We start from the raw sequence: 26,824 nt of genomic DNA, 5'->3' as shown, positions 1-26,824 counted from the left end.
CGGGCGCCGGATGCGGTGCGTTGTGGGGGCGTCGAACGGGTGGATGGCTCATGGCAGGCAGCGGCGCAGCCGGTTCAGTGCAGATCGGCGGCCAGCGATTCGGCGCGGATTTCTTCCGTCAGACGGGCTTTGAGGTCCATGAATTCCGGGCTGGTCTTGATCGTGTAATGGCGCGGGTGCGGCAGGTCCACCGCCAGCTCGGTCTTGATGCGGCCGGGCCGTGCGCTGAACACGGCCACACGGTTGGCCATGAAGATGGCTTCGTCGATGTCGTGCGTGACGAACATCACCGTCTTGCGCTCGGCTTCCCAGATACCCAGCAGCAGTTCCTGCATGAGCACGCGGGTCTGGTTGTCCAGTGCGCCAAAGGGCTCGTCCATCAACAAAATCTTGGGGTCATTGGCCAGCGCGCGGGCAATGGCCGTGCGCTGCTGCATGCCGCCCGAGAGCTGCTTGGGAAAATGCTGCTCGAAGCCGCGCAAGCCCACCTTGCTGATGAAGTAGTCGCTGCGGTCTTTTTGCTCTGCCAGGCCCATGCCGCGCTCGCGCAGCCCGAAGCGGATGTTCTGCTCGATGGTGAGCCAGGGAAACAGCGTGTAGCTCTGGAACACCATGCCGCGGTCAGCGCCCGGGCCTTCGACCGGCTGGCCGTCGAGCACTACCTGCCCGGTGGTCGGAAAATCGAGCCCGGCCACGATGCGCAGCATTGTCGATTTGCCGCAGCCCGAGGGGCCCAGAATGGTGACGAAATCGTTCTCGCGCACCTCAAAATCGACCGGCAGCAGGGCCTGTGTGGCTTTGCCGCGCGCCGAGGTAAAGGTGCGCGATACGCCGCGAATGGAGAGTTGGTTCAGTGCGCTCATTACAGGCTGCTCCAGGCAAACATGCGGCGGTTGAAGGTTTTGAACGCCAGGTCCGAGATCAGGCCGATGATGCCGATGACGATGATGCCGAAGATGATCTGCCCGGTATTGAGCAGTGCCTGGCTGTCCATGATCATGTGGCCGATGCCCGATGCCGAGCCGATCAGTTCCGCCACGATCACGTAGGTCCAGGCCCAGCCCAGCACCAGGCGCAAGGTTTCCGCAATGCCGGGCGCAGCGCCAGGGATCAGCACGCGCCGCACGATGCCGCTGCTGCCCGCACCCAGGGTATAGGCCGCCTCGACCAGGTCACGCCGCGCGCCGCCCACAGTGACGGCCACCATCAGCACGATCTGGAACACCGAACCGATAAAGATCACCAGGAGTTTTTGCGTCTCGCCAATACCGGCCCACAGAATCAACAGCGGAATAAAGGCCGATGCAGGCAGGTAGCGGCAGAACGAGACAAAGGGCTCGAAGAAAGCCTCCACCGGCTTGTAAGCACCCATGGCAATGCCCAGCGGCACAGCGATGACCGTCGCCAGCACAAAGCCCCCCATCACGCGCCACACCGTCATGCCGATGTCGTGCAGGAAGTTGTATTCGGTGAACAGCAACCAGCCTTCCTGCACCATGGTGACCGGGCTGGCCAAGAAGGTGGGCGAGACAAAGCCGCCCAGCGTGAACCCTGCCCACACCAGCACGAACAGCACAAAAAAGCCTATGCCAAGCAGGGTTTGCAGGCGCGGGCTGATGGGGTCCAGCGGCTTGATCGGACGCCTGCGCCGGGCCACCGGCAGCGCCGCCATGCCGAGCACGGGCGTGGGAACAGAGTTGGTTTGCATGGTGGGCGGCTCCGGCTTACTTGATGAAACTCGCGTCAAAGGTGACGTTGAGATCCGCCGGCGCCTTGCGAATCACACCCGCCTCCAGCAGGATTGGCACCGAGTCCTTCATGAACTGCATGAGTTCGCCCGAGAAAAACTTCTGGTTGGCCGCCTTGTCTTGCCAGCGCAGGAAGGCAGCCGACTTGCCAAACTGCTCGCCGCTTTGCTTGACGGCGGCTCCCATGATTTCATACGACTTGGCGGGGTCGGCCTTGATCATTTCCACGGCCTCGAAATACGAATTTGCCAGTGCCTGCGCGGCCTGCGGGTTGGCCTTGAGCCAGGTGGGGGCGCAGCCCACGGTGTCCATCACCATGGGATAGTCGAGCGTGGTAGCCAAAATCTTGCCCGCCTGCGGGTTGGCGCGCACAGTGGACAAGTAGGGCTCATAGGTCATGGCACCATCGTTCTGGCCCGAGATAAAGGCCTGGGCGGCGGGTTGGGGTTCGAGCGAAACCACCTTCACGTCCTTGATGGTCATACCGTTCTTGTTGAGCATCCATGCCAGGCCGAAGTAGGGGGCGGTGCCAGGGGCAGACACACCAATCGTCTTGCCCTTGAGTTCTGCAAAGCTCTTGACGTCGTTGCGCACGGCCAGGCCGTCGGCACCGTAGGACTTGTCCATCTGGAAAATCTGCACGATGGGTACGCCATTGGCGTTCCAGGCCACGTGCGTTTCCACCGTGGTGGCGGCGCATTGGATGGCTTCAGACGCGAGCGCCAGGTGGCGGTCCTTCTGCGGAATCATGCGCAGGTCGACGTCCAGACCATTTTTCTTGAAGAGGCCCGCCTTGTCGGCCAGCGTCAGCGGCGCAAAGCCGGTCCAGCCGGACATGCCGAGCGTGATTTTCGTCTGGGCGCTGGCGGGAACAGCCATGGCGGCGAGGGCGGTGCCGACTGCGAGCAGTGCGGCGTTCTTGATAAATGTCTGGACCATAGGGACTCCTTTACAGTGTGAAACGTCAAGGTGGGGCTGGCGGCAACCACGGAGCCGTCCCACGCCAGCCGATTGTCTTCCTACTTGCCCATACCTGTATATACAGGTAAAACCCTAATACGGCGGAAATGGATCAGTTGCTTGCCCCGTCATCCCGGCGCCGTGGCCCTACGGGTCAAATCGTCAACCTGTGGGGCAAACGCCGAGCGCACGGCCTGCGCAAAGGGCTGCGCCAGTGCGGCCGGTGCCGCGCCACTGTCGGGGTAGGCCAGCACCACCGACTGCACGGCCAGGCGCCCCCGCAACCTGCGGCAGGCCAGGCGCTTACCGTCCTGGCTGCGGTCGCTCACCGGGCGCGTGGTCAGCAGCGATACGCCCAGCCCATTGGCCACCAGGCCGCGCACCGTCTCCAATGAGGTGGACTCGCACACGATGCGGGGTGTCACGCCGGCGCTGCGAAACAGCGACAAAAAATACTCCCGGCTGTGCGGCAGATTGATCAGCACCAGGGGCTCGCGCGCCAGCTCGCTCAGGCGCAAGCTGCTGGCTGCCGCCAGCGGGTGCCCCCAGGGCAGCAGGGCATAAGGCACCAAATCCACCACTGGTTCAAGCCGCACGCCGCTGCGTGCCAGGCCCAGGTCGTACAGCAGGGCCATATCGAGCGCACCGCGCGCCAGCATGCGCATCAGGGTTTCGGTGTCGTCTTCGTGGAACTGGACCTCAATGGCGGGATGCGCGGCCCGCATCTGCGCGAGGATGGCGGGCAGCCAGCGCGGCGCCAGGGTGCTCAGGCACCCCACACGCAGCAGACCGGCAAGCGCCCCCGAACGCGGCCCTGACAAGGCGCGCGCCTGCTCCAGCAGGGCCTGGGCGGCGCGGTGGCGGGCGACACCGGCAGCCGTGAGCTCCATGCCCCGCGCATGCAGACGCACAAACAACGCCTCGCCCCAGAGCGCTTCCAGGTCGGCAATGGCCTTGGACACCGAAGGCTGGGACACGCCCAGCGCCTGTGCGGCCCGCGCGGCACCACCATGGTGGGCTGCAGCGGCAAAGTATTCGAGCTGGCGCAGATTCATTTGCATCATTTTTATTGATCCAATTCATTAAAAAACAATTCTTTCTTTTAATTCAATTGTGCGCCACCATGGATTTTTGCAACGTGTTGGAGCCCACACATGACCCCTGCAGCACTGCCGCTCGACGGCATTCGCATTCTTGATTTCACACGGGTGCTCGCCGGGCCCCTGTCCACCGCCCTGCTCGCTGATCTGGGCGCCGAGGTCATCAAGATCGAGCCGCCCCAGGGCGACGACTACCGCGCCATTGGCCCGATGCAGAACGGCGAAAGCGCGCTGTTCACCGTGATGAACCGCAACAAAAAAAGCGTGGTGCTCGACCTCAAATCCCCCGAGGCGGTGGCGCTGGTGCATGCCATGGCGGCGCAGGCCGATGTGGTGGTGGAGAACTTTCGCCCCGGCGTGGCCGAGCGGCTGGGCATTGGCGCGGCCACGCTGCAAGGCATCAACCCCAAACTGGTCGTGGTCAGCGTGTCGGGCTTCGGCCAGACCGGGCCCCTGGCGCACCGGCCTGCCTACGACATCATCGTGCAGGCCATGAGCGGCCTGATGGAGGCCACGGGCGAGCCCGATGGCGCCCCCACGCTGGTGGGCGAAGCCGTCTCCGACGTGGTGGCCGGGCTGTTTGCCTCCTGGGCCACGCTGGCGGCGCTGCTGCAGGTGCAGCGCACCGGCCAGGGCCAGCATGTGGATGTGGCCATGTTCGACACCACGCTGAGCTTTCTGGCCACGTCGATGGCGCGCTACCTGTTCACCGGCAAACCGGCACGGCGTGTGGGCAACCGCCACCCGCTGTCGGCACCTTTTGGCGTGTACCGTGCGCAGGACGGCCACTTTGCCCTGGCCGTGCTCAACAAAAAACTGTTCGACGCGCTCGCTGGCGCCATGGCGCAGCCTGAACTGGCCAGCGACCCCCGCTTTGCCACCGACGAGACGCGCTCAGAGGCCGAGCCCGCACTGCGCCAGGCCATTGAAGCGTGGGCAGGCACCTTGCCCGTGGCGCAGGTGGTCGCGCTGCTCGACGGCGCTGGCGTGCCCGCAGCCCCCATCTGGAACATTGCACAGGCCCTGGAATCCCCGCAGGCGGTGGCACGCGAGCTGCTGCGCCCGGTGCACGACGAGCGCCTGCCCGGCCTGCGCCTGCCCACCCAGCCCGTGCGCTTTGGCGGCGCGGCGCCCAACCGGGCCGAACGCGCGCCTGCACTGGGCGAACACACGGACGAGCTGCTCATGGCCCTGGCCGGTTGCGGCATCGGCAAACTGGCCGAACTGCGCGCTGCAGGCGTGTTCGGACCCACCCACTCAATCACCTGAAGGAGACATCACATGACCGAACGTATGGGCGTGAGCGCCGAAGACCGTGCACTGGCCGACGCCGTGGCGCGCTACGCCGAAGAAGCACTGGCGCCACGGGCGCAGGCACTGGACGAAGAGGGGCTGTGCGCCACCTGCCATGTGCCCGGCCTGGCCGCGCTGGGCGTGATGGGCATGAACATTCCCGAGCAATATGGCGGCCCTGGGGTCACTCCCACGGCCATGCTGCTGTCGCTGGTCGAAATATCACGCGCCTGCGCCGCCACCTCATCGATGATCGGCGCGCACTACCTGGGCACCGACGCCGTGTTGATCGGCGGCGACGAAGCCCAGCGCGCGCGCTGGCTGCCGCGCTGCGCCAGCGGCGAGTGGCTGGCCGGTTTTGCGCTGACCGAGCCGCGCGGCGGCTCGCACCCGGCCGAGCTGAGCACGCGCGCCGTGCGTACCACCACCGCCCAGGGCGAGGTGTACCGCATCGATGGCGTCAAGCACTTCATCTCCAACGCGGGCAAGGCGCAGTTCCTGGTGGTGTTTGCCAAGACCGACCCTGCCGCTGGAGCCCGTGGCGTCAGCGCCTTCATCGTGTCCACCAGCACGCCGGGCGTGCATGTTTCGTCGCCCGAGAAGCTCATGGGCATCCGGGGCGGCCACGCTTTTGAGGTGTCGTTCGACGCGGTGGATATTCCGCTGGACCACCGGCTGGGCGCCGAGGGCACCGGCTTCAAGACGGCCATGAAAGTGCTGGACAACAGCCGGCTCGACGTGGCGGCCACCTCGCTGGGCATTGCCGAGGCTGCGCTGGGTGCGGCCGTGCAATGGGCCAAGACGCGCCAGATTGGCGGCGAGCCGCTGTCGGGCAAGCAGGGCATTCAATGGATGCTGGCCGATATGAAGCTGCGCCTGGAAGCCGCCTGGGGCCTGACGATGCAAGCCCTGGTGCTGCGCGAGGCCGGCCAGCCGTTCACGCTGCAATCGGCCATGTGCAAGCTCTACGCTTCGGAAATGGTGGCCTTCGTGACCGACGCGGCCCTGCAAATCCACGGCGGCTACGGCTTTACGCGCGATATGCCGCTGGAGCGCTATGTGCGTGATGCACGCATTCTGCGCATCTACGAAGGCTCCTCGGAAATCCAGCGCAACATCATTGCGCGCACCGTGCTGGAATAATTCTGTTTCCCAATCATTCGTGTCTAGGCGCGAAGCCTACGATCAGTGCTGTAGCACGGCAAGGCGAAGCAACAACGACACGGATGGTTTAGAAATGGAATAAGGCTTCAGGCTTGCGCGGCCGCTGCGGCATCTGCTGCCTGCACCGGCAGCACCACCCGCACCGCCAACCCCGGCCCCGCATTGCGCAGCGCAAGCTGCCCGCCGTGCGCCTGCGCCACCAGGCGGCACAGGTACAGGCCCAGGCCCACTCCACCGGTGGTGCGCTGGCGGGCGCTGTCGGGGCGGTAAAAGGCCTGGGCGAGTTGCGCCAGGTGCTCGGGCAGCACGCCGGGGCCGTGGTCGCGCACTTCGATCTCCAGCGCATCGCACTGCAGTTGCAAATGCAGTTCGGGCGGCGGCACGGCACCGCCGTCAGGGGCCTGGTTGGAGGGGTAGTTGTGGCGCAAGGCGTTGTCCAGCAGGTTACGCAACAGCAATCGCATGCGCGCACGGTCGAGCGCCAAGGTAGGTAGGCCCGGCGGCGCATGGAGGGCAATGGCGGCGGCGCTGGCGTGGCGGTTGCCCAGTTCGGCCACCACCTCATGCGCCAACGCGGCCAGGTCTACGGGTTCGCGGTGCAAGGCGGCGTGGCTGCCAGCCAGGCGCTCGCTTTCCAGCAGATCGGTAATGAGCCGCGCCATTTCGCCCAGATCGCGCAACAGGGCCTGACGCTGCGGGTCCACCGCAGGGGTTTCGGGCAACAGTTCGGCGTTCAGGCGGGCGCGGGTCAGCGGGCTGCGCAGCTCGTGGCTCATGGCCAGCAGCAGGGCGCGCTTGGCCTCTAGCATCTGGTGGATGTCGCTGCCCATGGTGTTGATGGTGGCGGCCAGCTGCCCCAGTTCATCGGGCTTGTTCGCGCAGCGCACGGGAATGGGCTGCGCGAACGCACCCGCACCAAAACGCTCAGCGCCCGCGCGGATGTCGTCCAGCGGGCGCAGCAGGCGGCGCACATACAGGTAGGCCAAAGCGGTGAGCAGCAACAGCGCGCCCAGCGTGACCCAGGCGATGCGCGGGCGCTGCTGCCACGTCTGCATGTTCAGGCCAAACTCCAGCCGGTGGCCGTCGGCCGTGGTGCGCACCAGCAGACTCTTTGCTTCGTCGTTGTGGCGCCAACCAGGGTCGCGTGTCCAGCCGGGGTGTTGCGGGCCGGGCAACGAATCCCAATTCACCGTGGGGCCGGAGATACGCAGCGCAATGGGCAGGCGCGCGGTGATGGCCTGGGCGCGCTCGATGCTGGGCGGGCTGCCGACCTCGCGCGCCAGGTGGTCCACGTAATCGACCAATAACGGGCGGGCCGCATCGCGCCAGCCCACAGAAACCGCCTTTTGCACGCCACCGATAAAGGTGACGGCCATGGCCAGTGCCAGCAGTACAAACACCAGCACCAGGCGCAGGCGCAGCGAGCGGTGCACGGCCTGGCGCGCGCGGCGGTGCCAGGGTGCCTGGCCCGCAAACTTTCGCCTCATCCGAGCACCCGGCGCAGGGCCAGCGTGTAACCGGCATTGCGCAGCGTCTTGATGGCATCCAGCGGTTCGAGCTTCTTGCGCAGGCGGCTGACCACAATGTCCACCGCGCGGGTGTAGAGCTCGGCCTCGTGGCCGCGCAGATCGTTGAGGATGTCGTCGCGGCTCAGCACGCGCCCGGCCTCTCTCGCCAGCAGGTGCAGCAGATCAAACTCGGTGCCGGTCAGATCCACGTCGCGGCCCAGGCACTGCACGCTGCGGCGCGCGGGGTCGATGCGCAGGCCATCGAACTCCAACACGCCTTGCGCCTCTTGCGCGTCGCCCGGTACAGCCGCCTTCATGCGGCGCAGCACGGTCTGCAGGCGGGCGACAAGTTCGCGCGGCTCGAACGGCTTGGGCAAATAGTCATCGGCACCCAGTTCCAGCCCCACCACGCGGTCCATCACTTCGCCGCGTGCCGTCAGCATGATGAGCGGAATGCTGCTGGTCCGCCGAATGCTGCGGCACAGCTCAAAACCGTCCATCTCGGGCAGCATCACGTCGAGGATGGCGGCATCAAAGCCCCCTTGCGCCAGCAACGCCAGGCCTTCGCTGGGCCGCAGCGCCTGCACCAGTTCCAGCTCGAAGCGCTGGAAGTAGGTGGCCAGCGGCGGGCCGAGCTGTTCGTCGTCGTCGATGAGCAGGATGCGGTGCATGGTGTGGATTTTCACCCAGGCCGGTGCGGTGCACTGGCGTGGGCACGGTGGCGCAGGATCATGCGGCGCAGGCGCCGCTGGGCCGGTGCGTGCAGGGCATCAAAACAGTCGGCGGCCTGCACCAGTGCGGGCAGCAAGTGCGCCGCATGCGCGGGCTGGCCCGCCGCCAACCCCAGAGCATGCACGCGGTCGAAGTGCGGGCCCCACACCAGGGTGAGCAACTCGTCGTGCGGTTGCGCCACCCCCGCCAGCAGCACCGGGCCATGCTGGCGCAGGCCCTGGGTCAGACGCTGCAGGGCAGCGTGTGCACCGGACATGGCTGCGGGCTCAGTCTTTGTAGCGGCCCATCCAGCCCCGGCGCCGCTGCATCAGCTCGCGCACTTTTTGCTGCTGACCGGGGTTCAGGCTGTCGTAGAAGTCGCCCATGGCGGCAATCACTTCGGGGCTGCCGGTTTGCACGGCCTGCAGTTTTTCATTCAACAGGGATTGGGCGCGGGTGCGGTCAAACTTGTCGCCCGCCACCAAAGCCTGCATGGCGGCGCGCGGGTCGGTCGTGCTGCCCACCACAGCGGCACGCTGTGCCTGCAGCTGGTCGGCCAACACGCCCAGCTTTTGTTTCTGTACGTCGTCCAGGTCGAGCTTGCGGCCCACCCGTTCGAGCACCTTGCCGCGCATTTCGGTCATGGATTGGGCATCCATGGGGCCATGGCGGTAGTGGTGGCCGCCCGAGCAGGCGGTGAGCCCGCCGACCAGAATGGAGGCGCCGAACAGGCCGATGAGGGTTTTCTTGATCCAGGGCTTCATGGTGCGGCTCCTTTGAGGGACGGCGTTGAACAGGACCTTGATGGTGCTTTGCAGCTGCGCTGGCGTCATCTCTGTGCGGTATCGGTTTATGTCGTTTTGTATCGCCAGGGCGTCTCGGGCATCGGGGGATTGCCGATAATCACCGGGTGCCTGCAGCACTTGCGCGCACGCACCGCCCACCGCTTCACAAGCAAAAATGGCCTTCAACGCTTATCCATCAAGCGCTGACAGCTATCAATTAAAGAGCATTTCATTGTCTCCCGCGCACTCCATCCTGAAAGACGTCTTCGGCTACGAGCAATTCCGTGGCCCGCAGGAGGCTATCGTCGCGCATGTGGTGGCGGGTGGCGATGCGCTGGTGCTCATGCCCACGGGCGGCGGCAAAAGCCTGTGCTACCAGGTGCCCGCCATCGTGCGCCAGCAGCAGGGCCGCGGCGTGGCCATCGTCGTCTCGCCACTGATTGCGCTGATGCACGACCAGGTGGGCGCCCTGCACGAGGCCGGGGTGGATGCGGCCTTTCTCAATTCCAGCCTGGGCTATGAAGAGTCGCAGGACGTGGAGCTGCGCCTGCAGACGGGCGCCATCACCCTGCTGTACGCCGCACCCGAGCGGCTGAACACACCGCGCTTTCTGGGCCTGCTGGACGACCTGTACGCGCAGAGCAAACTGAGCTTGTTCGCCATTGACGAGGCGCACTGCGTGAGCCAGTGGGGCCACGACTTCCGGCCTGAATACCGCGCACTCACGGTGCTGCACGAGCGCTTTCCGGGCGTGCCGCGCATTGCGCTCACGGCCACGGCCGACGCGCTGACGCGCGAAGACATCGTCGAGCGGCTGCAGTTGCAAGAGGCGCGCCTGTTCATCAGCAGCTTTGACCGCCCCAATATCCGCTACCGCATCGAAGAAAAAAAAGACGCCACCACGCAGCTGCTGCGCTTCATCGAGCGCGAACACACGGGCGAGGCGGGTGTGGTGTATTGCCAGTCACGCAAACGTGTGGACGAGCTGGCCAGCACGCTGCAGGATGCGGGCATCAACGCCCTGCCCTACCACGCAGGTCTGGATGGCGCGGTGCGCAAGAAGCACCAGGACCGCTTTCTGCGCGAAGAAGGCATCGTCATGGTCGCCACGATTGCGTTTGGCATGGGCATCGACAAGCCCGATGTGCGCTTTGTGGCGCATGTGGACATGCCCAAGAACATCGAGGGCTACTACCAGGAAACCGGCCGCGCCGGGCGCGACGGCTTGCCCGCCGATGCGTGGATGGCCTATGGCCTCGCCGACGTAGTCAACCAGCGCCGCATGATCGACGAAAGCCCGGCAGGCGAAGAATTCAAGACCGCGCTGCGTGGCAAGCTCGACGCCCTGCTGGGCCTGGCCGAAGCCACGGACTGCCGCCGCGTGCGGTTGCTGGCGTACTTTGGCGAACAGTCCGCTCCCTGCGGGAATTGCGACAACTGCCTCAACCCTCCTCCCGTATGGGACGGCACTGACGCTGCCCGCAAGCTGCTGTCCACCATCTACCGCGTGCACGAGGCCAGCGGCCTGACCTTTGGCACCGGGCACATCATGGACATCGTGCGCGGCAAGGACACCGAGAAAGTCCAGCAGTTCGCGCACAACAAGCTCTCCACCTTTGGTCTGGGCAAGGAATACACCGAGGCGCAATTGCGCGGTGTACTGCGCCAACTGCTGGCCACCGGCGCCGTGGGCCTGCACAAGGTGAGCCTGGAAAACGGCCACAGCTTTGATACCCTGTGCCTCGCCGCGGGCTCGCGCGCCGTGCTGCGCGGTGAGCAGCCTGTGCAGTTGCGCGAGGCCACGGCCCACGCCGCCCCCAAGCGCACACGCCGCACCGCCACGCCCTCGGCCGCCGCCGCCAACCTGGGCCAGGACGCCCAGGTGCGATTCATCAACCTCAAGGCCTGGCGCGCCGAGGTGGCCCGCGAACACAACCTGCCGGCCTACGTGATCTTCCACGACGCCACCCTGGCCGCGATTGCCGAGCGCTGCCCGGCAACGCTCGATGATTTGCAGGGCATCAGCGGCATGGGGGCGAAGAAGCTGGAGGCGTATGGGGGCGATGTGCTGCGGGTGTGTGGGGGATAGTGCCCGCAGGGTGTTTGCATCACATATGCGATACACTTAGGTCATGAAAACCGCCACCATCCCGCCCGTCCGCATCAACCCCGCGTTTCGCGCAGATATGGAGCAGGCTCTGGAAGAAGGTGAGAGCCTTGCTGGCTTGGTCGAAACCGCTGTCCGCAACGAGGTAGCGCGGCGCCAAATGCAATCGGAATTCGTGCGCCGCGGCATCGCTGCTGTGCAAAGAACCGTGGACGCTGGTGATGGCATCCCAGCAGAGGCGGTGGTCGCCCGGTTGAAAGCGCGGCTGGCTGCAGCAACTGGCTCGCAGCGTCCATGAGCTTCCAGGTGATCTTCAGCCGCGAGGCGGCGGAAGACTTGGAACGGCTGTTCGATCACCTTCTGGATCGCGAGCTGCGCAGTCCCACCGGGGATCTGGACATTCCGGCACGTGCCATTGAGGCCATTGAGCAGGCGTGCCAGCTTTTGGCCCACAGTCCGTTCAGTTGCCGCAAAGCAGGTGTCAGTGCTTTAGTGCGGGAACTGATCATTACCTTCGGTCATTCGGGTTATGTGGCGCTGTTTGAGATTCGTGATGGTCAGCAGGTCGTGATTGGTGCGGTTCGGCATCAGTATGAGAGTGACTATCACTGAGGGCATGGGTTGTGCGGGCTTGGTTGGCGTTGGCTTGACGCCGTGTGTGAGCGGCATGCTCGAGGCATACAACGAAACCTTTGGTAAGAGGGGCGGCAGGACAGACCTCCGCTAGAAGCGCTTGGCAACGCTCAAGATGATGGCCGTACGGTCGAGGCGGCGCGGGGTTCCGTTGCCATCGGTCGCCACAAAGAGCTCACGCTCACGCGCTTTGGCACCGGCGATTTCGGCGCCAAAAACAAAGCCCCAGCGGGTGTGCTCGATGCCCAGCCGGTAGTCCACGGTGTTCATGGCGCTGAAGTTGCGCACAAACTGCCAACCCAGGTGCCCGATGAGCTTGGTCGTGCCGTTGAGGGGGTAGGCCACATCAAAGTCCAGCAGCTGCGTGCCGCGCGAGTGCTTGAACCCTGCGCCATAGCAGTTCATCGCCGAGCTGGGGTCGCCCCCGGCCATCATTGCGGGCAGGTAGCCGGCGCACACGGTAGAGGTGTTGAGGCCCCGAAAGTCCTTGCTGGCCACGTACAGGTAGCGCGCGGTGAAGATGCCGTAGCCCAACTCGCCCAGCAGGTAGCTGGTGTTGAAGTTGGTGGTGGCCATACCCAGCGGATTCATCTGCTCATCGAACCCCGTGGGGGCATCAACACGGGCGCGGGTAAACCATTCACGCGCCACGGCGGCGCCATAGTGCACGCCTTCGGGGTTGCCACCGCGCCAGCCGAGTGCCAGTGTGGGGTTGAGTCGGTTGCTGTTGGGGAAAGTCACCTTGCTGACGGACGCTAGCTGGAAGTGGGCGAGCAGACCGGACTCGTGCACGGCATCCACCGTCAACTCGGCACCAGGGCGGTTGAAGGTGTCGGACACGCCGCGCGTCTTGCGATCGCTGGAGAGCTTGACCTCGGCGTCGATGGCATACGACTGGATTTCGGGCTCCTCTGCCGCGGGGGCAGATGCACGCTGGGCGAAGGCTGCGCCCGACAGACTGGCGCAAAGGGCGCCAATGGCCAGCGTGGTGCGGGTGACGGATGCCATGGGATGTGAACGGAACATAGGGGTGTCTCCTCGGATGGATTTGGTTTTTTGTGGTGTGGATCAGTGCGCTTTGCAGCCGTCCGGCACCGTATCGGTGCGGGTCATCTCTTCGGTCTGGCCCAGCATTTCGGTGCCGATGTAGGCACGCACGGCGAGCACCTTGCCGTCCCCCTTGACGCGGATGGCGCCTTTGTAGTTTTTCTTGTCGCGCGGGTCGTGCACCCAGCCCTGGCGCCAGGCCTCGCCGTCAAACTTTTGCAGCTTGGCGATGCGTACGCCGCAGGTGTCCTCGGGGGTACCGGCGTCCTTGTCCCACACGATCTGGCCGCACAGCGCCGTGGCGGCATCGGCGCAGGGTTTGAATTCGATCACTGCCGCCTTGTCGGCACTCAGCCACAGGCCCTGGGCGTCTTGCGGGGTAGCGCTGTGGGCTGGCAAAGCGGCCAGCAGCAGGGAGAAAAGGGAAAAGGCATGGCGCGGCATCAAGGTCTCCTGGGGTGGTGTGAAAGGCGCAAAGCTCAGGGCGCAGGGGGGAACACGGGCCAGTGGTCCACCACCTGGCCACCCGACACCACGACGATGGCGCCGAACTGCTGCAGCAGTGCTTCGCTCTTTTGTGGGCGGAAGAACACGGTGTCGCCAGGCACCAGCGCCTGGCGGCCCGAGCCCACCATGACCTGCTGGTTGGGCGAGAGGCCATAGAGGCCGCTGGGTGCAAGACCTGCAGGCGAGACCGCATCGGCGCGCCACTGGCCGCCATACAGGAACACGCCGTGGCGCTGGTTGCGGTCCCACCACTGAGCGGCACTGCCGATCCACTCCACGCCCGTGGGCAGCTGGAAGGCGCCGTTCTTGAGCACCGGCGTGGCGATGAAGCAGGCGGGCTCACAGGCATCCAGATGCGGCAGATCAAATTCGGCCGGTTTGACGAAAGCCGAGCCCACGCTGACCTCGTTGGCCGCACCCTGGCCGTCGTACATGTGGAAGGTGGGCGAACCGGCGGCGTTCCAGGTCAGCGCGGCGGCCTGTTCACGCGCGGCGGGCAAGGCCCCCAGGGCCTGGGCCTTGTAGCTGTCGTACACCTTTCGGGCGTGCGACGCGGCTGCGGAGCGTGCGCCCAGCAGATCGGGGATTTCTGTGACATGCGGGTCGTAACCCATCATTCCGGAGAATTCCAGCAAGGGCTCTGATTTCAACAGCGCCAGGGCCTGCGCCAATGCCTCTGCGTTCGCAAATCCCCCACGGTGCAGGCCCACATCGATTTCCAGGTTGACGCGCAGCTTGTGGCCCAGGGCGCGTGCCAGTTGCTGGTACTCGGCCAGCCGCTCGGGCGTATCCACCAGCCACTGCAACTGGCGGCTGGGGTCAAACGCACCGCCCCGAAACTTTTGGTAGAAAACCTGCGCCGCGCCAGTCGGCATGGGCTTGCCCAGCAACAGGTCGAACTGCGGGCGCTCGGCGGTTTGCAGCAGCAGATACGGCAGGTTGAACACCATCTGGCGCGTGCTTTGCGTTTGCTGGGCGATCAAATCGAGCAGCGCAAAGCATGGCAGCGACTTGGCGACCACGCGCAAGGCGACGGCCGGGTTCTTCAGTGCCATTACCTTGCGGATATTGGCTTGCACCCGGTCGCGGTCGATCACCATCACCGGCGTGGTCGCATCGGTGGCAACATCAGACGCCCGCAGTGCGCGCGCCAACTCGGAAAAGTAGGGCCCGTGCGGAGCACCGGTCTCGCCTGGGCGCAGAGCCAATGCGGCGACTGCGGCCGCGCCGGTACCGGCCAGCAACAAGCGGCGACGGGATGTTTTCATGCAGTCTCTCCAAACAGTTTGCGCAGGTGGGCGTTCAAGAAGCGGCCTTGCGGATCCAGCTCGCGCCGCAGGGCAAGAAAGTCGTCCCAGCGCGGGTACAGCGCGGCCAGTTGCGCCGCGCCCAGGTCGTGCAACTTGCCCCAGTGCGGGCGGCCTTGGTATTTGCGAAAGAGGGGCCCGATCTCGGACACCAGGTAGTCGTACGGTTCGCCCACCGCCGCGTGCACGGCGATCGAGCAACTTGCACGCTGGTAGAACGGGCTGAGCCACGCCGCCTCATCGGCGGCGACAAAGCGGAACTCCATCGGGAAGTACACGCCGTTGCGCTTCTCCAGCGCGGCGATCACTTCTTTGGCGCAGGCAACGCCCACTTCTTGCGGTACGTGGTATTCGGTCTCGTTAAAGCGCGTCGGCCGCTGGGTGGCCAGCAGGCGCCAGGCACGGTTTTTGGCTTCTTCCTTCTGATCGGGATCGATGGCCCAGCCCGCCACCTTGCGCCGCAGCGCGGGGAAGTGCCCGAGCCAATCGCGCAGGCGGCGCAGGTCGCGCAGCACGTCTTCGTCGGCGGCGTGCGGCATCAACACTTGGCCGCTGGTGTCGATGTCGTGCGCAATGCCCGCGGCGTAACCAGTGAAGGGCAGGTAATAGAACTCGAAGTTGCGGTGCTTGCGAGCAAGTTCGGGGGCCCGCTCCAGGAGCTGCATCGCAGGCTCCAGCCACACGCGGCGGTGCAGGCTGTAGGCCGGCACCACCCGCACCCGCGCTTGCGTAATGACACCCAGGCTCCCCAGCGACACACGCGCTGCGGCCAGCAGATCGGGGCGCTGCTGCGCATTGCATTCGATCACCTCGCCGCGCGCCGTCACCAGGCGCAGGCCCAACACATCGGCATGCAGGGCCGGCAGTTGCATGCCGGTGCCGTGGGTCGCGGTGCTGATCGCACCGGCGTAGCTTTGCACATCGACATCTGGCAGGTTGCGCAGCGCCAGGCCCGCCGCATCCAGCAGGCGCGAGGCCATGGCCAGGCGCGTGCCACCCTGCACCAGCACCGTGTCCTTGCCAGGCGCCATCTCGCTGACCCCGGAGAGCTGGTCCAGCGACACCAGCCATTGGTCTGTGGGCACCAGGGCGGTAAAAGAATGTCCGGCACCCACGCACCGCACCGGGCCGTTGGGCGCTTCACGCAGCGCCTGGGCCAGCACAGCCTCGTCACGGGGCACCAAAAAGCGCTGTGGTTGGCATTGCTGAATGCCCGACCAGTTCTGCCAGCGCGCCGGAGGGTTGGCCGCAGGCGCTGCCCCCGGTGTCGCTGGCGCCACCGGCGGCGACGCGGAGTGGACAAGTTCTACAGGTGCCAGCGCTGCACCCAGCGCCACGCCAGTGCCGGTGCACAACAAGGCCCGACGGATCGGGCTGGCGAGTGGCCTGGGCACCTGAACGGGAGGGACGGGAGTTTCAAACGGCATATTCGGCATTTCAGTGGGACCCCGCCATGAAGGACACCAGTGCCCTCAGCTCATCTAACGTGCAATCGGCGCACTGCCCTCGCGGCGGCATGCTGCCCAGGCCTTGCTCGGCATGGCGTACCAAGGTGTCCATGCCCTGCTTGAGTCGGGCATCCCAGGCCGGCGCATAGCCCGTGAGGGGAGCGTTGGCAGCGATCCTGGTGTGGCAGACCATGCACGAGCGCTCGTATTTTTCAGCCAACACGGTCGATGAGGGGCGCAGTTGCTCGGCACGCGCCTCGTCCTGCAGAGCAGGTACCGCAGGCCCGTTGCATGCGATCAGAAAGAAGACCGCCGCCACGCTGGCGCAGCGTCCAAACAAGTGCCCACCCCGTGATGTCCTGTGCCAGAGCTGATCGCCTGAAATGTGCATTGATCAAACCGATGTTTTAGTAAAACACCATGATCTCAAATAAAACGTTGTTTTTTTATGGGGATTCCACGGATGGACAGTGCCCCATTGCGCGGTGCGGACAGTTCATGGCAAGTGACCGCGCACAATACGCAGCATGACGACCGAGACCCCCAAGACCCGCGCCGCACCACGGCCGAAAAAGATGGCGGTGGCTGATAGCCCCGCGCCGTCCGCCCCTGGGCGCACGGCGGGCCCGCGCCTGCGCGACAAGGAGCAGACAGCACGCCGCCAGTTGCTGTTGGCTGCAGCACGCCGCCTGCTGCGCAAGGGCGGCGCACAGGCCGTCACAATGCGCGCCGTGGCCGACGAAGTCGGCGTGTCCACCACGGTGGTCTATGGTTTCTTTCAGGACAAGGCCACGCTGATCACGCAGGCGGTCGATGGCGACCTCAAGCGCTTCGCTCACCACCTGGAACGGGCCGTGCAGGAAGCCTCCAGCCCCGCAGACTCATTGCACCGGGTCGCGCAGGCCTACGTCACTTTCGGCACGGCGCACCCGCAGTCTTATCGCTTGATGTTCATGGAGCCGCGTCCTGCATCGGCCATAGAGAACTCTTCCATCGAGTTCGGCAACGCGAGTGAAGACGCTTATGCACTGGCCCGCGCCTTGGTCGAAGGGTTGCTGGCCGGGCAGGCCGTGCCCATTGACGAGCGCACCATCGAAATGGCCGCCCAGATGTTCTGGGAAATGGTGCACGGCATCACGTCACTGCGCATCAGCTCGGACGATGACCCATGGTTTCACCGGCTGCCGGTCGTCGAACACGTTGAGCGCATGGTGCGGATCTTCATTGCCGGGTTGCTGCACGATATTGGTTCGTCGGCGTCGGCGAAGTGACCGTGCAGAGAGGTCATGACGGGAGAGAATGGGTCTTGGCGCAGAGGTTGGCGTGGGCACAGCCCTTGCCGGCGATTGCATACAGGCACCCATGCATCCGCACCTGGCCCTTTTCTCGACTGCTATTGCAGCGCCTGCCAAAGTACGCTGGTGACCCTGCGCTATCCCTGGGTCGAGCGCGTCAATGCACCGGCGTTTGCACGCGCAATGTCTCTGAACCCGCCTGATATTCGCTCCTCCGAGGCCACTTCGTGCCAAAAGTCCTGCGCCAGCGCCCACGCCTCGCGCCACACATCGAGCGTGGCGGCCGTGGGCACCATATGCTCGGGCCTGAGTTCCTGCGGAACCAGTTCCCCCGCGATGGGCATGTAGAGCATGGGCAGCATGTCGTAGGTGGGCGAGAGGCGCCAGTCGTCCTCCACCAGCACCAGCGAAATATTGCCGTAGTGCCGGTCGGTGTTGCCGATCAGCGCGCCGTAGGCGTCCAGCAGGCGCAGCGTGCGGGCGTCTTCGGGGGTGAGCAGGCCGCGCGCCTGCATGCGCTGGGCGGTGGCGGCCCAGTGGTCCATTTCGCCCACGTACTGCGCGTCGTACACCAGCAGCGACACCATGCCGATGCGCCCCGGCGGCGGGCTTTGCGCGTCGTCCTGCCAGGGTGCCCGGCGGTCAAAGCGCTCGGACTCCAGGAACACCCGGCCTGCGCGCTCGAACACCTGCGTGGGCGCGGCAGGCAAGCCCGCCTGTGCGAGCACCTGCAGGGCCAGGTGCTCGCTGTGCAGCAGGTCGCGGGTGCGTTGGTCGGCCGGGCTGTCCCCAGCACTCGAAAACTTCACGATCACGCTGCGCCCTTGCGTCACACAACAGAACTTGGGCTGCTCCCCACCGGCGGACGAACCCGGCAACTGCCCCTGCAGCGCGCTGCGCGCCAGCACCGGGTAGTCGTCGGGCGAGGCGGCCCGCGCCAGGCGCTGGCTGAGGGTGTGAAAGCGCGCGAGCGAAGCGTCGCCCACGATGAGATTGCCCGGCAGGTCCTCGCCGCGCAGCGCCAGGGCGCGCAGCATGTCGTCGTCGGACCAGTGGCGCGGGTCCTGGGGTAGTTGCAGATCGGGGTGCAGTTGCGCAAAGTTGCGCCCCATGAAGCCCTGGGGTCGCATGTCGGACAGGAACCAGGGCAGGCCGTCGTGGCGCTCGCTCACGCCGTCCACTTCGTCCACCCAGAAGGCGCCGCCCACCAGGGGCGCCATGCGGCCAAAGGGCGCGGGCACGCCTGCGGTGTTGACGCGCAGGAGGGGGATGTCGTCGCCCACCCCCGCCACCGCGCGCGGCAGCAGGTAGCGCTGCGAACGCGCCGCGCCCACCTTGCGCACCCGGCCCGCGCGCACCAGCGGCATGAGGGCGCGCGACACCGTGGGCTGGCTCACGCCCAGCGCGCTCACCAGTTGCGCGCTGGTGGCAACGCCGCCATGGCGGCGCAGGGCCTGCAGGATGCCTTCAGTGTGGGGGGTGGGTGCTTCCATGCAGCATTATATGAATAGATATTTATGCGATGTTTTCATTCTTGCTATAACCGCAAATGAATAGATATTTTATTGAATTATCAAACTCAGGCCGCTGCTACCGGACGCTGGCGCACCGGGCTGTACATGCCCAGAATCAGCCCCAGCACCACCGACCACAGCGCCGCCAGGCCGATGCGCCAGTCCGGCGGAAGCGCGAAGGTGACGGCGTGCGCGGGTACCCAGAACCAGGCCAGGCTCCACAGGCTGCGGTCGATGTGCTGCCAGCCGCGGGTGCCGCTGATGCGGTTGTTGAGCCAGCGGTGGCCCAGCACCAGCAGCGGGCCGAACTGCAGGTTGATGGCCACCGAGGTGGCCAGCGCCAGCACCAGCGGCTCGCCCTGCGGCAGCCAGCCGTGGGCCGCGAGCGCCTGCACAAAGCCCGCGTAGCCCACGAAGGCCACCTTGATCGGCACGGCCAGCAGCGCCCACTTGGCCATCTTGCGCCACCACAGGCCGCCGCCCAGCGGCCAGTGCACGCACCGTGCCGCCAGCCAGGCGCCGAGCAGGTCGCCCAGCGTGCCGAGCACGGCGAACTGCAGCATGGCCATGGCCAGGGGCTGGGCGCGCACCAGGTCGAGGTAGGCATCCATCGCGCTGTGGCCTTGCATCAACCGTTGATGTTCAGCAGTTGCGGCTGGGTGTATTCGAGCAGGCCGTCGAGGCCAAACTCCACGCCCACACCCGACATCTTGCTGCCGCCAAACGGGCAGTGCGGCAGCACCTCGGCGTGGCCGTTGACCCAGACCGTGCCGCACTCCAGGCGCGGCGCCAGGGCCGTGGCGGCCTGCACCTCGCCCCACACCGAGCCGCCCAGGCCCATGCTGCTGCCGTTGGCCAAGTCCACGGCCTCGTCCACCGTGCGGTAGGCGATGACGGGCAGCACGGGCCCGAACTGTTCTTCGTCCACCAGGCGCGCGCCGTTGGTGAGGCCCGCGACGATGGTGGGCGCGTAGAAATAGCCCGGACGGTCCAGCCGCTGGCCGCCGCAGACGATGCGCGCGCCCTGGGCGCGGGCGTCTTCCACCAGTGCCTCGACGCGCGCGAGCTGCGGCGCGTTCTGCACCGGGCCAAAAGTCACGTCCGCTTCCAGGCCGCCGCCCAGCACCTGGCGCGCGGCGATGGCGGCGAGCTGCTCGCACACGGCATCGACCTGGCTCTCGTGCACGTACAGGCGCTTGAGCGCGGCGCAGGTTTGGCCCATGTTGAGGAAGGCGGTGGCGAACAGGCCCTCGGCGATGGCGGCGGTGTCGGTGCCCGGCAGCACGATGGCGGCGTCGTTGCCGCCCAGCTCCAGCGTCAGGCGCTTAAGGTTGCCCGCCGCGCGCCGCATGATGTCCTGCCCCGTGCGCGTGGAGCCGGTGAACACCAGCTTGGCGATGCCCGGGTGCTCGGCCATGGCCTGGCCCACCTCGGCCTCGCCCACCACGCTGTTGACCAGGCCGACCGGCAGTACGGCGGCCATGATCTGCACCAGGCGCAGCGTGGACAGCGGCGTGAACGGCGAGGGCTTGATGACCACCGCATTGCCCGCGCGCAGCGCCGGCATGATGTGCCACACGGCGATCATCAGCGGCCAGTTCCAAGGTGTGATGGAACCCACCACGCCCAGCGGCTTGCGGTGCAGCTCGATGCGCTTGCCCTCGCGCTGCTCTATCACCTCGACCGGGATCTCCAGCGAAGCGGCGGCGCGCGTCCAGGCGACGGCGCCGCCCACTTCCATCTGCGCCAGCGCCAGGGGCTTGCCCTGCTCGCGCACGACCAGTTCCGCCAATTCGGCCGCGTGCTGTTCGATGGCGACGGCCACGCGCTCCAGCGCCGCGCTGCGCTCGGCGTGGCTGCTGTGCTGCCAGGTGGCGAAGGCCAGAGCGGCGGCGTCGACCGCCTGGTCAAGCTGGGCCACAGTGGCGGCGGGGCTGTGCGTGAAAGGCTGGCCGGTGGAAGGGTCGATGACCGGAATGGGGCGGGCGGCGCCCGCGACGTTCTGGCCGCCGATGGTGAAAGCGAAGTCGAGCATGCGTTGTCTCCTGGGGTGGTGTGCTGGCAAGAAATGCGCGGGCGCGCCGCTCCCGGCCCCTGATCTGCGCAGGGGTCCAGGGAACCTGCCCACCCGCGCGGGGCGGGGGAAAAAGATCAGGCGGCAGCGGCGCGCGCCCGCAGCGCGCGGATGCCCTCCGAGAACCGCTGCAGCGTGGGCGTGCTGTCGCCCGGCGGCACCATGAACTCGATGAGCTGGAAGCGCCCGCGCTCGGCAAAGGCGGCGTCCAGCGCGGCCTTGAATTCCTTGCGCGTGGTGACGCGTTGGCCGCGCCCGCCCAGCACGTTGGCCAGGTCGGCAAAGCGCCAGTCGCCCAGCGCCGCGCACTGCGATTCGTTCTGGAAGGCGCGGATCATTTCCCAGCTCTGGTTGTTGAGCAGGATGACGATCGGGTCCAGCCCCAGGCGCGGGCAGTTGCCCAGCTCCCAGCCGGTCATCTGGAAGGCGCCGTCGCCCACCAGGATCAGGCTGCGCTCGCCCGTGGCCACCTGGGCGCCAATGCCGGCGGGCACGCCGAACCCCATGGTGGCGTAGTAGCCGGGCGCCACCAGCGGCGTGGGCAGCAGCTCCATGGCGGCAAACAGGCAGTCGCCCATGTCGGAGACGATGTTCATCGGCCCGTGGGCGAGGATGCGGTCGTTCAGCGCCCGGCTCAGGTCGCCCGCGCACAGCGGCGCATCGTCGGCCACCAGGCCGCGCGGGTATTCGGGCTGGGGCGGCAGGGTGCGCCGCGCGCCGCTGGCGGGCGGGATGCGTTCGAGCAGCGCCTCGACCAGCGCGGCCAGCGGAATGTCGTGGTACACGTGGTGACCCACGCGCACCTCGCGGTGGGCGGCAATCAGCGCACGGCGGAAGTCCATGCGCTGGGCACTCACGCCAAAGTTGCTGTCCGACAGGATGGCGCCCAGCATCACGGGCAGGTCCGAGTCGTCGAGCAGCGCCGTGGTTTCGGGCGCCCCCGCCACACCCAGGTAGGTGCCGTGCAGATCAACGCCGTCTTCGGCCAGCAGGCCCCGGCCCATGAAGGTTGTGAGCACGGGCAGCTGCAGGCGGCGCGCCAGCTCGGCCACGCGCGCCTCGACGCCAAAGCGGCGCACTTCCACATCGACCACCATCACCGGGTTTTTGGCGGCGTGGATGCGCGCCAGCCATTCGTCGGCGGCCTCGGCCACGGCCTCGGCGTTGAAGCTGCGCGGCGGCAGCACGGGCACTTCGCGCATGGGCTGCAGAGTCATGTCGCGCGGGATTTCGATCAGCACGGGCTGCGAGTATTCGCGGCAGTTGCGCAGCACGCGGGCAATGTCTTCGGGCGCGGTGTCGGCATTGGACAGGCGCACCTGGTCGCAGGTGATCTCGCTGAAGATGCGCAGTTGCGAATCAATGCTGCGCACCTGGTGGTGCAGCACCAGGCCCGAATGCGCCTCGACCTCGCCGGGACAACCGGCCAGGATGACCAGCGGCGAGCATTCGGCATAGGCGCTGGCCACGGCGTTCACCACGTTCAGCGCACCGGCGCCATACGTCACGGCCATCACGCCCAGGCCGCAGTGCATGCGCGCCGCCGCGTCGGCGGCAAAGCCCAGCGCGGGCTCGTGGCTCAGGGTGTGCAGCGGCAGGATGCGGCTTTCTTCGATCTGCTTGAACAGCGGCAGGATGAAGTCGCCGGGAATGCCAAAAATTTCCTGCGCGCCGTGGTTCTTGAGGGCGCGCAGCAGCGCAAGGCCGAGGGTCATGGGGTGTCTCCGGGGGGTTCTGCAAAGCCCGGATGATCGTGGCGGCCAGGGGGTGGCGGCACTGATCTGGATCAAACACGGAACGCAAACCAATGGCCGAAATGCACAATTATTTATGCCTTTAAAGCAAATTGATCACAGTTTGTTTGCGTAGTTTATTCATTCAACGCCCTAATTGTGTGCGGCAGATCCAGCCACTGCGCGCCCGAGAAATCCGGGGGCATGTTGTGCGGGGCGTGCGTTGCACCGGTCATGGCCGCAGCGCCCAAGAAGCGCGTGCGGGCGCCTTGTAGCGGGTACCGGGCGTTGGGACGGAATGGGGATGGTCCCGATGACCTATCCGGTTTGAGTTCAGACGGCCGCCTGCCGGTCGCCGCTATCCGCCTTGTCATTGCGGGTTTGTGTGAAGCCATCGGCCGACAGCGTGACTGGAATAAGCTTTGCATCCAAACGCTGAATCGACACCAGCGGCTCTGTGTGGTTGAACGTCACTTTCGCCGTTTTCACACCTGGATAGAGCTGATGCAGGAGCATCATGATTGGCCCCCACTCGAGGAAGTCCGTGCGCGTGAAGTACACACGTTTCAGAATTTGCCTCAAGATTGGCAATGGACCAGCCCTGGGGCTCAGCATTCGCAACTCGTGCTCGTGCGCCCAATCGGAGTGCTTGGTGGACACGGCGCGCGAGATTGAGCGTGCAATCCATCCTGCAATGAATTCTTGGGTTTGCGAGTGCTCATAAAGTTGCTCCACTGTCCAGTCCGGATGTTTTTTCCCCAGGGCGAGCAGCTCCGTCCGCATGTCCTCAAAGCGGTCATGGACGCGCGGCTTGTCGGTGTAATAGACGAACGTGGGCCGTAGGCTGAACTGTTTGAGCACCTCCCTGGGCCACTCGAATTCGAAGCACACACCGCGCCCGTCATTGCAGTAGTAAGCCCACATGGGTTGGTTGTCGGGGCGCTTGGTGCCGGAGAAGATGCCTACTTGCTGGCAATTGGCAGCGAAGGTTTCGTCCTCCTTTCGGATCAATTGCGAGAGGTACTCGGCACTTTCTTCTTCAGGTTCATACCTGGCAGGCTCCTTCCGTTGAGCAGCCAGTTCAGTGAGCGTTTGCGCCAAGGTCCGGGTGTAGGAGGAGGGTTCTGCAGGAGCGAACTTGGCTTCCAGTGAATCGTTTAGTTCGCCCGCGTGGGCGAAGTAGCAGGTGCCGTCCGACAGGCCACGTAGGGCTGAGGCGCCTGAGCGGTACTTGAAGTTCACGAGCAGACGGTCTGTCATTTGGATAGATTTGTGGTCGCAGTTGCTCGTAGACCCTTAGAGGGCCAGTCGTCTGATTTCGTGAAGGAACTGCACAAAGTTCAGCAGCGACGTGTGATCATCTTCGCTAATCCCGTCGGGGTCGAAGTGCATTACGTCGTTACGGATCAACCTAACCTTGTCCAGTTCTTTAACGAACACCTTCCTATCGACTCGCAGACCGGTCTTTTCCCAGTGAACGGGTGTCGCGAGTAGATTGATGTATTCGCCAAATGTTAGGTCCGCTACCGATTCGATTTCGCGCTCCTCATCGGCCGGGTCCTTGACCGTGCCAAGTTCCTGCGCTGTGAACTTACCGTCGATCAGTGTGCGGATGTGATTTTCAATTTCGCCAAGCAACAGGAACGGCTCGGATAGCTGTTGAAACTGAAGGCTCAAGTCGGTTGTGGTAACGATGCCGCTAATAGTCCGGTCTGATGCACGCACGAGGACATAGGAATGCTCGACGATTGCTGCAATAACGCGGAACAGAGAGTCCGATGCCTGGACCTCTTGGTGACCCACCATGTAGTCGCGGACAAACTCCCCTTTGTCGTCGGATAGCGCTAGCTTTGGGGCTATGCTTTCCCAGGTAACGACCCCTTTGACATCCCGGTCGGTGGTCATCACCGGGAGCTGCGAGAAGTCGTGGCGGAGCATCAGCGTTACAGCCTCGCGTAGCGTGCAATCGGGAGGAACTGATACGGGCTTTGTGCTTGCTGCAAGCAAGCGGCTCACTCGAAACGCTGGTTCGGCAGCGGCGCCAGCAACAAAAGCAGCGCCCTCAATGAGCGGCTCCGGTTGTACAACTATGGCCTCCTCATCGACTGCGTCTACCCCAACGGCTTGCTCAACTGCAGCGATCTCATTCTCCGGCTCCGGAGCCAGTTGCGCTTCTGCCTTTGGTTCAGCAAGTCGGAACAAAATGCGAGCGTCGATATGAACCCCTTCGAAATCAGGCGAGGTCCTTAGGTGGAAGTCCTTTAGGGTCCGCCGGATGCGGTACGTGACCTTATAGCCTCGGCGTTCGGCGTTGAACCAGCCAATGAACTCACGTACGGTTAGTGACTCAACGTCCTTTCCGGCGGCTAGGTCCTGATGGATTGCATCGAGGCGGCGATGTCGTTCGGCAGTAGTAAAAAACATGGCGGAATTGTGGCCCTGTGTGCTTGGTGCAGGCGTCAGGCTTGCTCAGCGGCGTTTCGATACCAAAACTGTACCAATCTTGTGCCACGAAAGTCCTCCGCATAGATTGAGCGTCACAAACTCGCCGTTCGTCAGTTATCGATCATGACCGGCCGCCATCTACAACTCACCTCGCCGAGTGTCGGTACCCAGCCTTTATGTACAGCTGTGCATAAAGGCTGGCGGTCGTCGCAGAGCGGAAGGTGTACTGGGTGGCTTGCAACGCGGCGCTGCTCGATTTCCGCCAAGCGGCCGAAACACAACCCGACCTCTTGCACCCCTCGGACTACACGTTTTGCCAGGCTGTGGGGGCGCGGATTCACCGCGAGGGGCATCCCGGTTTGCTGACGCAGTCGGTTCACCGCCCTGCCGGAGAAAACCTGGCCATCTTCAACCCCGCAGTGCTGTCCAACCCCCGGCACAACTGCCAGTTGACCTACAGGCTGGAGGGCGGGCAGATCGTGGTGGAAAAGCAGCCCGGTGCAGCGTGGATTGCGTTGAGTGCAGCAGACCTTTGACGTTTTTCCCGCTCACCCCCTCACCCCCGCCGCACCACAAATTCCGCAAACCGCGCCCCCAGCCGCTCTACCTGCCCGGCGGTCAGCGCCCAGGTGGCCGCGCCCGGCGCGCGGCATTCCTGCAGCGCCCAGTGCGCCACGCCTGCATCGGCCAGCGTGTCGGCCAGGGCCAACAAATCATCCACACTGAACAGGCCCGCATGCCAGGTGGTGCGGCATTCATGGGGCACGCCGCTGGCGAGCAGGCGTTGCAACGATTCGAAGGCTTTGGCGCCGCTGCCGGGGGTGCGCGTGATGGCGTCGTAGGCGTGCAGCGGGCCTTTGATGTCCAGGCCCACCCAGTCAAGCAGCGGCAGCAGGGCTTGCAGGCGCTCGGGGTACATGCCGCCGGTGTGCAGCGCGGTTTGAAAGCCCAGGGCGCGCACCTCGGCCAACGCGGCGGGCAAGGCGGCTTGCAGCGTGGGTTCGCCGCCCGAGAAGACGACGCCGTCGAGCAGGCCCTGGCGGCTTTGCAAGAAGGCCAGCACCTCGGGCCAGGGCACGGTGGCGGGGGTGGTGGCGCACAGCAGCTCGGGGTTGTGGCAGTAGCCGCAGCGCCAGGGGCAGCCTTGGCAATACAGCACGGCGGCCAGGCGGCCGGGGAAGTCGATGGTGGTGAGCGGTGTGATGCCGCCGATGCGCAGGTGGGTGGCGGGGATGAGAGTGGGGTTCATGCGGTTAAAGGATCAAGGGACGCAGCCTTCGCAGTGCTGGCTGCCGATCGCACTGAACCCATGTGTCCAGCGTGTTGCCAGGGCACCCGTGGAGCGGGCTTTGCCCGGCCACCGGGTGCGTCCCCCTCCCGCAGGAGAGGGGGAAGGCGCGCAGCGCCGCAGGGGGTGTTATTCGGTTTCTCAATCAATCGAGTAC

Annotated in this window: 27 protein-coding genes; 7 read left to right on the top strand and 20 right to left on the bottom strand. The window is 65.5% G+C overall.

Annotated features, from left to right (window positions below; genetic code table 11):
* Positions 1 to 74 precede the first annotated feature (74 nt).
* The 4 genes from C8D04_RS15270 to C8D04_RS15255 form a co-directional block, all read right to left on the bottom strand.
* Positions 75 to 854 (bottom strand): ABC transporter ATP-binding protein, encoded by a 780-nt coding sequence (locus tag C8D04_RS15270; protein ID WP_116006219.1) that lies wholly within the window; start codon positions 852 to 854, stop codon positions 75 to 77.
* An 8-nt stretch (positions 855 to 862) separates the two neighbouring features.
* On the bottom strand, positions 863 to 1,708 hold the full coding sequence (locus tag C8D04_RS15265; RefSeq protein WP_116005624.1) for an ABC transporter permease: 846 nt from the start codon (positions 1,706 to 1,708) through the stop codon (positions 863 to 865).
* 16 nt (positions 1,709 to 1,724) lie between these two features.
* Positions 1,725 to 2,687: an ABC transporter substrate-binding protein gene (locus C8D04_RS15260; protein WP_116005623.1), complete on the bottom strand. Its 963-nt coding sequence runs from the start codon at positions 2,685 to 2,687 to the stop codon at positions 1,725 to 1,727.
* Positions 2,688 to 2,836: 149 nt separating this feature from the next.
* Complete coding sequence (locus C8D04_RS15255) at positions 2,837 to 3,772, bottom strand: LysR family transcriptional regulator (protein ID WP_116005622.1); 936 nt, start codon at positions 3,770 to 3,772, stop codon at positions 2,837 to 2,839.
* Between the two features lie 90 nt (positions 3,773 to 3,862).
* Here C8D04_RS15255 and C8D04_RS15250 point away from each other — a divergent pair, with 90 nt between their 5' ends.
* Together C8D04_RS15250 and C8D04_RS15245 are read left to right on the top strand one after the other, a co-directional pair.
* Entirely contained in the window at positions 3,863 to 5,077 is a 1,215-nt protein-coding gene (locus C8D04_RS15250; protein WP_116005621.1) for a CoA transferase, read from the top strand.
* Positions 5,078 to 5,089: 12 nt separating this feature from the next.
* The gene (locus C8D04_RS15245) at positions 5,090 to 6,244 is read left to right on the top strand and encodes an acyl-CoA dehydrogenase family protein (RefSeq protein ID WP_116005620.1); all 1,155 of its coding nucleotides are present in this window, start codon (positions 5,090 to 5,092) and stop codon (positions 6,242 to 6,244) included.
* A 107-nt stretch (positions 6,245 to 6,351) separates the two neighbouring features.
* On the opposite strand, the gene C8D04_RS15240 is transcribed toward C8D04_RS15245, so the two are convergent.
* From C8D04_RS15240 to C8D04_RS15225, 4 genes are read right to left on the bottom strand one after another with little or no spacing between them, the layout of a single operon-like run.
* Positions 6,352 to 7,752 (bottom strand): HAMP domain-containing sensor histidine kinase, encoded by a 1,401-nt coding sequence (locus tag C8D04_RS15240; RefSeq protein ID WP_116005619.1) that lies wholly within the window; start codon positions 7,750 to 7,752, stop codon positions 6,352 to 6,354.
* On the bottom strand, positions 7,749 to 8,444 hold the full coding sequence (locus C8D04_RS15235; RefSeq protein WP_116006218.1) for a response regulator transcription factor: 696 nt from the start codon (positions 8,442 to 8,444) through the stop codon (positions 7,749 to 7,751). Before C8D04_RS15235 ends, C8D04_RS15240 begins: the two co-directional genes overlap by 4 nt.
* An 11-nt stretch (positions 8,445 to 8,455) precedes the next feature.
* Positions 8,456 to 8,761 (bottom strand): hypothetical protein, encoded by a 306-nt coding sequence (locus tag C8D04_RS15230; RefSeq protein ID WP_116005618.1) that lies wholly within the window; start codon positions 8,759 to 8,761, stop codon positions 8,456 to 8,458.
* Positions 8,762 to 8,771: 10 nt separating this feature from the next.
* Positions 8,772 to 9,248 carry a Spy/CpxP family protein refolding chaperone gene (locus C8D04_RS15225; RefSeq protein WP_116006217.1) on the bottom strand — a complete coding sequence of 159 codons (477 nt, stop codon included), beginning with the start codon at positions 9,246 to 9,248 and terminating at the stop codon, positions 8,772 to 8,774.
* 253 nt (positions 9,249 to 9,501) lie between these two features.
* Between C8D04_RS15225 and recQ the strand changes: the two genes are divergently transcribed.
* From recQ to C8D04_RS15210, 3 genes are read left to right on the top strand one after another with little or no spacing between them, the layout of a single operon-like run.
* Positions 9,502 to 11,358 carry a DNA helicase RecQ gene (gene recQ, locus C8D04_RS15220; RefSeq protein WP_116005617.1) on the top strand — a complete coding sequence of 619 codons (1,857 nt, stop codon included), beginning with the start codon at positions 9,502 to 9,504 and terminating at the stop codon, positions 11,356 to 11,358.
* Positions 11,359 to 11,401: 43 nt separating this feature from the next.
* A complete protein-coding gene (locus tag C8D04_RS15215; RefSeq protein ID WP_116005616.1) occupies positions 11,402 to 11,674 on the top strand; it encodes a YlcI/YnfO family protein in 273 nt (90 codons plus the stop codon).
* Complete coding sequence (locus C8D04_RS15210; RefSeq protein ID WP_116005615.1) at positions 11,671 to 11,988, top strand: type II toxin-antitoxin system RelE/ParE family toxin; 318 nt, start codon at positions 11,671 to 11,673, stop codon at positions 11,986 to 11,988. The genes C8D04_RS15215 and C8D04_RS15210 overlap by 4 nt, the downstream gene beginning before the upstream one ends.
* A 111-nt stretch (positions 11,989 to 12,099) precedes the next feature.
* Here C8D04_RS15210 and C8D04_RS15205 read toward each other — a convergent pair whose 3' ends face one another.
* From C8D04_RS15205 to C8D04_RS15185, 5 genes are read right to left on the bottom strand one after another with little or no spacing between them, the layout of a single operon-like run.
* Entirely contained in the window at positions 12,100 to 13,035 is a 936-nt protein-coding gene (locus tag C8D04_RS15205; protein WP_116005614.1) for a TorF family putative porin, read from the bottom strand.
* Between the two features lie 42 nt (positions 13,036 to 13,077).
* Positions 13,078 to 13,500: a DUF2147 domain-containing protein gene (locus C8D04_RS15200; RefSeq protein WP_116005613.1), complete on the bottom strand. Its 423-nt coding sequence runs from the start codon at positions 13,498 to 13,500 to the stop codon at positions 13,078 to 13,080.
* Positions 13,501 to 13,535: 35 nt separating this feature from the next.
* The gene (locus tag C8D04_RS15195) at positions 13,536 to 14,831 is read right to left on the bottom strand and encodes an alanine racemase (protein ID WP_116005612.1); all 1,296 of its coding nucleotides are present in this window, start codon (positions 14,829 to 14,831) and stop codon (positions 13,536 to 13,538) included.
* Positions 14,828 to 16,297 (bottom strand): D-arabinono-1,4-lactone oxidase, encoded by a 1,470-nt coding sequence (locus C8D04_RS15190; RefSeq protein WP_116006216.1) that lies wholly within the window; start codon positions 16,295 to 16,297, stop codon positions 14,828 to 14,830. Before C8D04_RS15190 ends, C8D04_RS15195 begins: the two co-directional genes overlap by 4 nt.
* A 10-nt stretch (positions 16,298 to 16,307) precedes the next feature.
* A complete protein-coding gene (locus tag C8D04_RS15185; RefSeq protein ID WP_158550319.1) occupies positions 16,308 to 16,658 on the bottom strand; it encodes a c-type cytochrome in 351 nt (116 codons plus the stop codon).
* A gap of 187 nt (positions 16,659 to 16,845) precedes the next feature.
* Here C8D04_RS15185 and C8D04_RS15180 point away from each other — a divergent pair, with 187 nt between their 5' ends.
* Positions 16,846 to 17,589, top strand: coding sequence for a TetR/AcrR family transcriptional regulator (locus C8D04_RS15180; RefSeq protein ID WP_116005610.1), 744 nt, complete (start codon positions 16,846 to 16,848; stop codon positions 17,587 to 17,589).
* A 161-nt stretch (positions 17,590 to 17,750) separates the two neighbouring features.
* Here C8D04_RS15180 and yjjJ read toward each other — a convergent pair whose 3' ends face one another.
* The 6 genes from yjjJ to C8D04_RS15150 form a co-directional block, all read right to left on the bottom strand.
* Positions 17,751 to 19,106: a type II toxin-antitoxin system HipA family toxin YjjJ gene (gene yjjJ, locus C8D04_RS15175; RefSeq protein WP_116005609.1), complete on the bottom strand. Its 1,356-nt coding sequence runs from the start codon at positions 19,104 to 19,106 to the stop codon at positions 17,751 to 17,753.
* Positions 19,107 to 19,192: 86 nt separating this feature from the next.
* The gene (locus tag C8D04_RS15170; RefSeq protein WP_116005608.1) at positions 19,193 to 19,756 is read right to left on the bottom strand and encodes a hypothetical protein; all 564 of its coding nucleotides are present in this window, start codon (positions 19,754 to 19,756) and stop codon (positions 19,193 to 19,195) included.
* Positions 19,756 to 21,162 (bottom strand): aldehyde dehydrogenase family protein, encoded by a 1,407-nt coding sequence (locus C8D04_RS15165; RefSeq protein ID WP_116005607.1) that lies wholly within the window; start codon positions 21,160 to 21,162, stop codon positions 19,756 to 19,758. The genes C8D04_RS15170 and C8D04_RS15165 overlap by 1 nt, the downstream gene beginning before the upstream one ends.
* 116 nt (positions 21,163 to 21,278) lie before the next feature.
* Positions 21,279 to 22,916, bottom strand: coding sequence for an indolepyruvate/phenylpyruvate decarboxylase (gene ipdC / locus C8D04_RS15160; RefSeq protein WP_116005606.1), 1,638 nt, complete (start codon positions 22,914 to 22,916; stop codon positions 21,279 to 21,281).
* Positions 22,917 to 23,267: 351 nt separating this feature from the next.
* Positions 23,268 to 24,194, bottom strand: coding sequence for a DUF2971 domain-containing protein (locus tag C8D04_RS15155; protein ID WP_116005605.1), 927 nt, complete (start codon positions 24,192 to 24,194; stop codon positions 23,268 to 23,270).
* Positions 24,195 to 24,230: 36 nt separating this feature from the next.
* On the bottom strand, positions 24,231 to 25,358 hold the full coding sequence (locus tag C8D04_RS15150) for a CBS domain-containing protein (RefSeq protein ID WP_116005604.1): 1,128 nt from the start codon (positions 25,356 to 25,358) through the stop codon (positions 24,231 to 24,233).
* Between the two features lie 218 nt (positions 25,359 to 25,576).
* On the opposite strand from C8D04_RS15150, the gene C8D04_RS15145 reads away from it, so the two are divergent.
* Complete coding sequence (locus C8D04_RS15145; RefSeq protein ID WP_116005603.1) at positions 25,577 to 25,915, top strand: RES family NAD+ phosphorylase; 339 nt, start codon at positions 25,577 to 25,579, stop codon at positions 25,913 to 25,915.
* A 20-nt stretch (positions 25,916 to 25,935) separates the two neighbouring features.
* On the opposite strand, the gene C8D04_RS15140 is transcribed toward C8D04_RS15145, so the two are convergent.
* Positions 25,936 to 26,628: an anaerobic ribonucleoside-triphosphate reductase activating protein gene (locus C8D04_RS15140; RefSeq protein ID WP_116005602.1), complete on the bottom strand. Its 693-nt coding sequence runs from the start codon at positions 26,626 to 26,628 to the stop codon at positions 25,936 to 25,938.
* Positions 26,629 to 26,824: the final 196 nt, after the last annotated feature.

The organism is Simplicispira sp. 125, from assembly GCF_003096555.1.
Taxonomy (GTDB): Bacteria; Pseudomonadota; Gammaproteobacteria; order Burkholderiales; family Burkholderiaceae_C; genus Simplicispira.
The sequence above is the reverse complement of the archived record's forward strand: the minus strand, read 5'-3'. Positions and strand labels throughout refer to the sequence as shown.

What these genes read in the sequence shown, in the direction of transcription:
- C8D04_RS15265 (WP_116005624.1), bottom strand. Translation starts at nt 1,708, where the DNA reads ATGCAAACCAACTCTGTTCCCACGCCCGTGCTCGGCATGGCGGCGCTG.
- C8D04_RS15260 (WP_116005623.1), bottom strand. Translation starts at nt 2,687, where the DNA reads ATGGTCCAGACATTTATCAAGAACGCCGCACTGCTCGCAGTCGGCACC.
- C8D04_RS15255 (WP_116005622.1), bottom strand. Translation starts at nt 3,772, where the DNA reads ATGATGCAAATGAATCTGCGCCAGCTCGAATACTTTGCCGCTGCAGCC.
- C8D04_RS15250 (WP_116005621.1), top strand. Translation starts at nt 3,863, where the DNA reads ATGACCCCTGCAGCACTGCCGCTCGACGGCATTCGCATTCTTGATTTC.
- C8D04_RS15245 (WP_116005620.1), top strand. Translation starts at nt 5,090, where the DNA reads ATGACCGAACGTATGGGCGTGAGCGCCGAAGACCGTGCACTGGCCGAC.
- C8D04_RS15240 (WP_116005619.1), bottom strand. Translation starts at nt 7,752, where the DNA reads ATGAGGCGAAAGTTTGCGGGCCAGGCACCCTGGCACCGCCGCGCGCGC.
- C8D04_RS15235 (WP_116006218.1), bottom strand. Translation starts at nt 8,444, where the DNA reads ATGCACCGCATCCTGCTCATCGACGACGACGAACAGCTCGGCCCGCCG.
- C8D04_RS15230 (WP_116005618.1), bottom strand. Translation starts at nt 8,761, where the DNA reads ATGTCCGGTGCACACGCTGCCCTGCAGCGTCTGACCCAGGGCCTGCGC.
- C8D04_RS15225 (WP_116006217.1), bottom strand. Translation starts at nt 9,248, where the DNA reads ATGAAGCCCTGGATCAAGAAAACCCTCATCGGCCTGTTCGGCGCCTCC.
- C8D04_RS15215 (WP_116005616.1), top strand. Translation starts at nt 11,402, where the DNA reads ATGAAAACCGCCACCATCCCGCCCGTCCGCATCAACCCCGCGTTTCGC.
- C8D04_RS15210 (WP_116005615.1), top strand. Translation starts at nt 11,671, where the DNA reads ATGAGCTTCCAGGTGATCTTCAGCCGCGAGGCGGCGGAAGACTTGGAA.
- C8D04_RS15205 (WP_116005614.1), bottom strand. Translation starts at nt 13,035, where the DNA reads ATGTTCCGTTCACATCCCATGGCATCCGTCACCCGCACCACGCTGGCC.
- C8D04_RS15200 (WP_116005613.1), bottom strand. Translation starts at nt 13,500, where the DNA reads ATGCCGCGCCATGCCTTTTCCCTTTTCTCCCTGCTGCTGGCCGCTTTG.
- C8D04_RS15195 (WP_116005612.1), bottom strand. Translation starts at nt 14,831, where the DNA reads ATGAAAACATCCCGTCGCCGCTTGTTGCTGGCCGGTACCGGCGCGGCC.
- C8D04_RS15190 (WP_116006216.1), bottom strand. Translation starts at nt 16,297, where the DNA reads ATGCCGTTTGAAACTCCCGTCCCTCCCGTTCAGGTGCCCAGGCCACTC.
- C8D04_RS15180 (WP_116005610.1), top strand. Translation starts at nt 16,846, where the DNA reads ATGACGACCGAGACCCCCAAGACCCGCGCCGCACCACGGCCGAAAAAG.
- yjjJ (WP_116005609.1), bottom strand. Translation starts at nt 19,106, where the DNA reads ATGGAAGCACCCACCCCCCACACTGAAGGCATCCTGCAGGCCCTGCGC.
- C8D04_RS15170 (WP_116005608.1), bottom strand. Translation starts at nt 19,756, where the DNA reads ATGCAAGGCCACAGCGCGATGGATGCCTACCTCGACCTGGTGCGCGCC.
- C8D04_RS15165 (WP_116005607.1), bottom strand. Translation starts at nt 21,162, where the DNA reads ATGCTCGACTTCGCTTTCACCATCGGCGGCCAGAACGTCGCGGGCGCC.
- ipdC (WP_116005606.1), bottom strand. Translation starts at nt 22,916, where the DNA reads ATGACCCTCGGCCTTGCGCTGCTGCGCGCCCTCAAGAACCACGGCGCG.
- C8D04_RS15155 (WP_116005605.1), bottom strand. Translation starts at nt 24,194, where the DNA reads ATGACAGACCGTCTGCTCGTGAACTTCAAGTACCGCTCAGGCGCCTCA.
- C8D04_RS15150 (WP_116005604.1), bottom strand. Translation starts at nt 25,358, where the DNA reads ATGTTTTTTACTACTGCCGAACGACATCGCCGCCTCGATGCAATCCAT.
- C8D04_RS15140 (WP_116005602.1), bottom strand. Translation starts at nt 26,628, where the DNA reads ATGAACCCCACTCTCATCCCCGCCACCCACCTGCGCATCGGCGGCATC.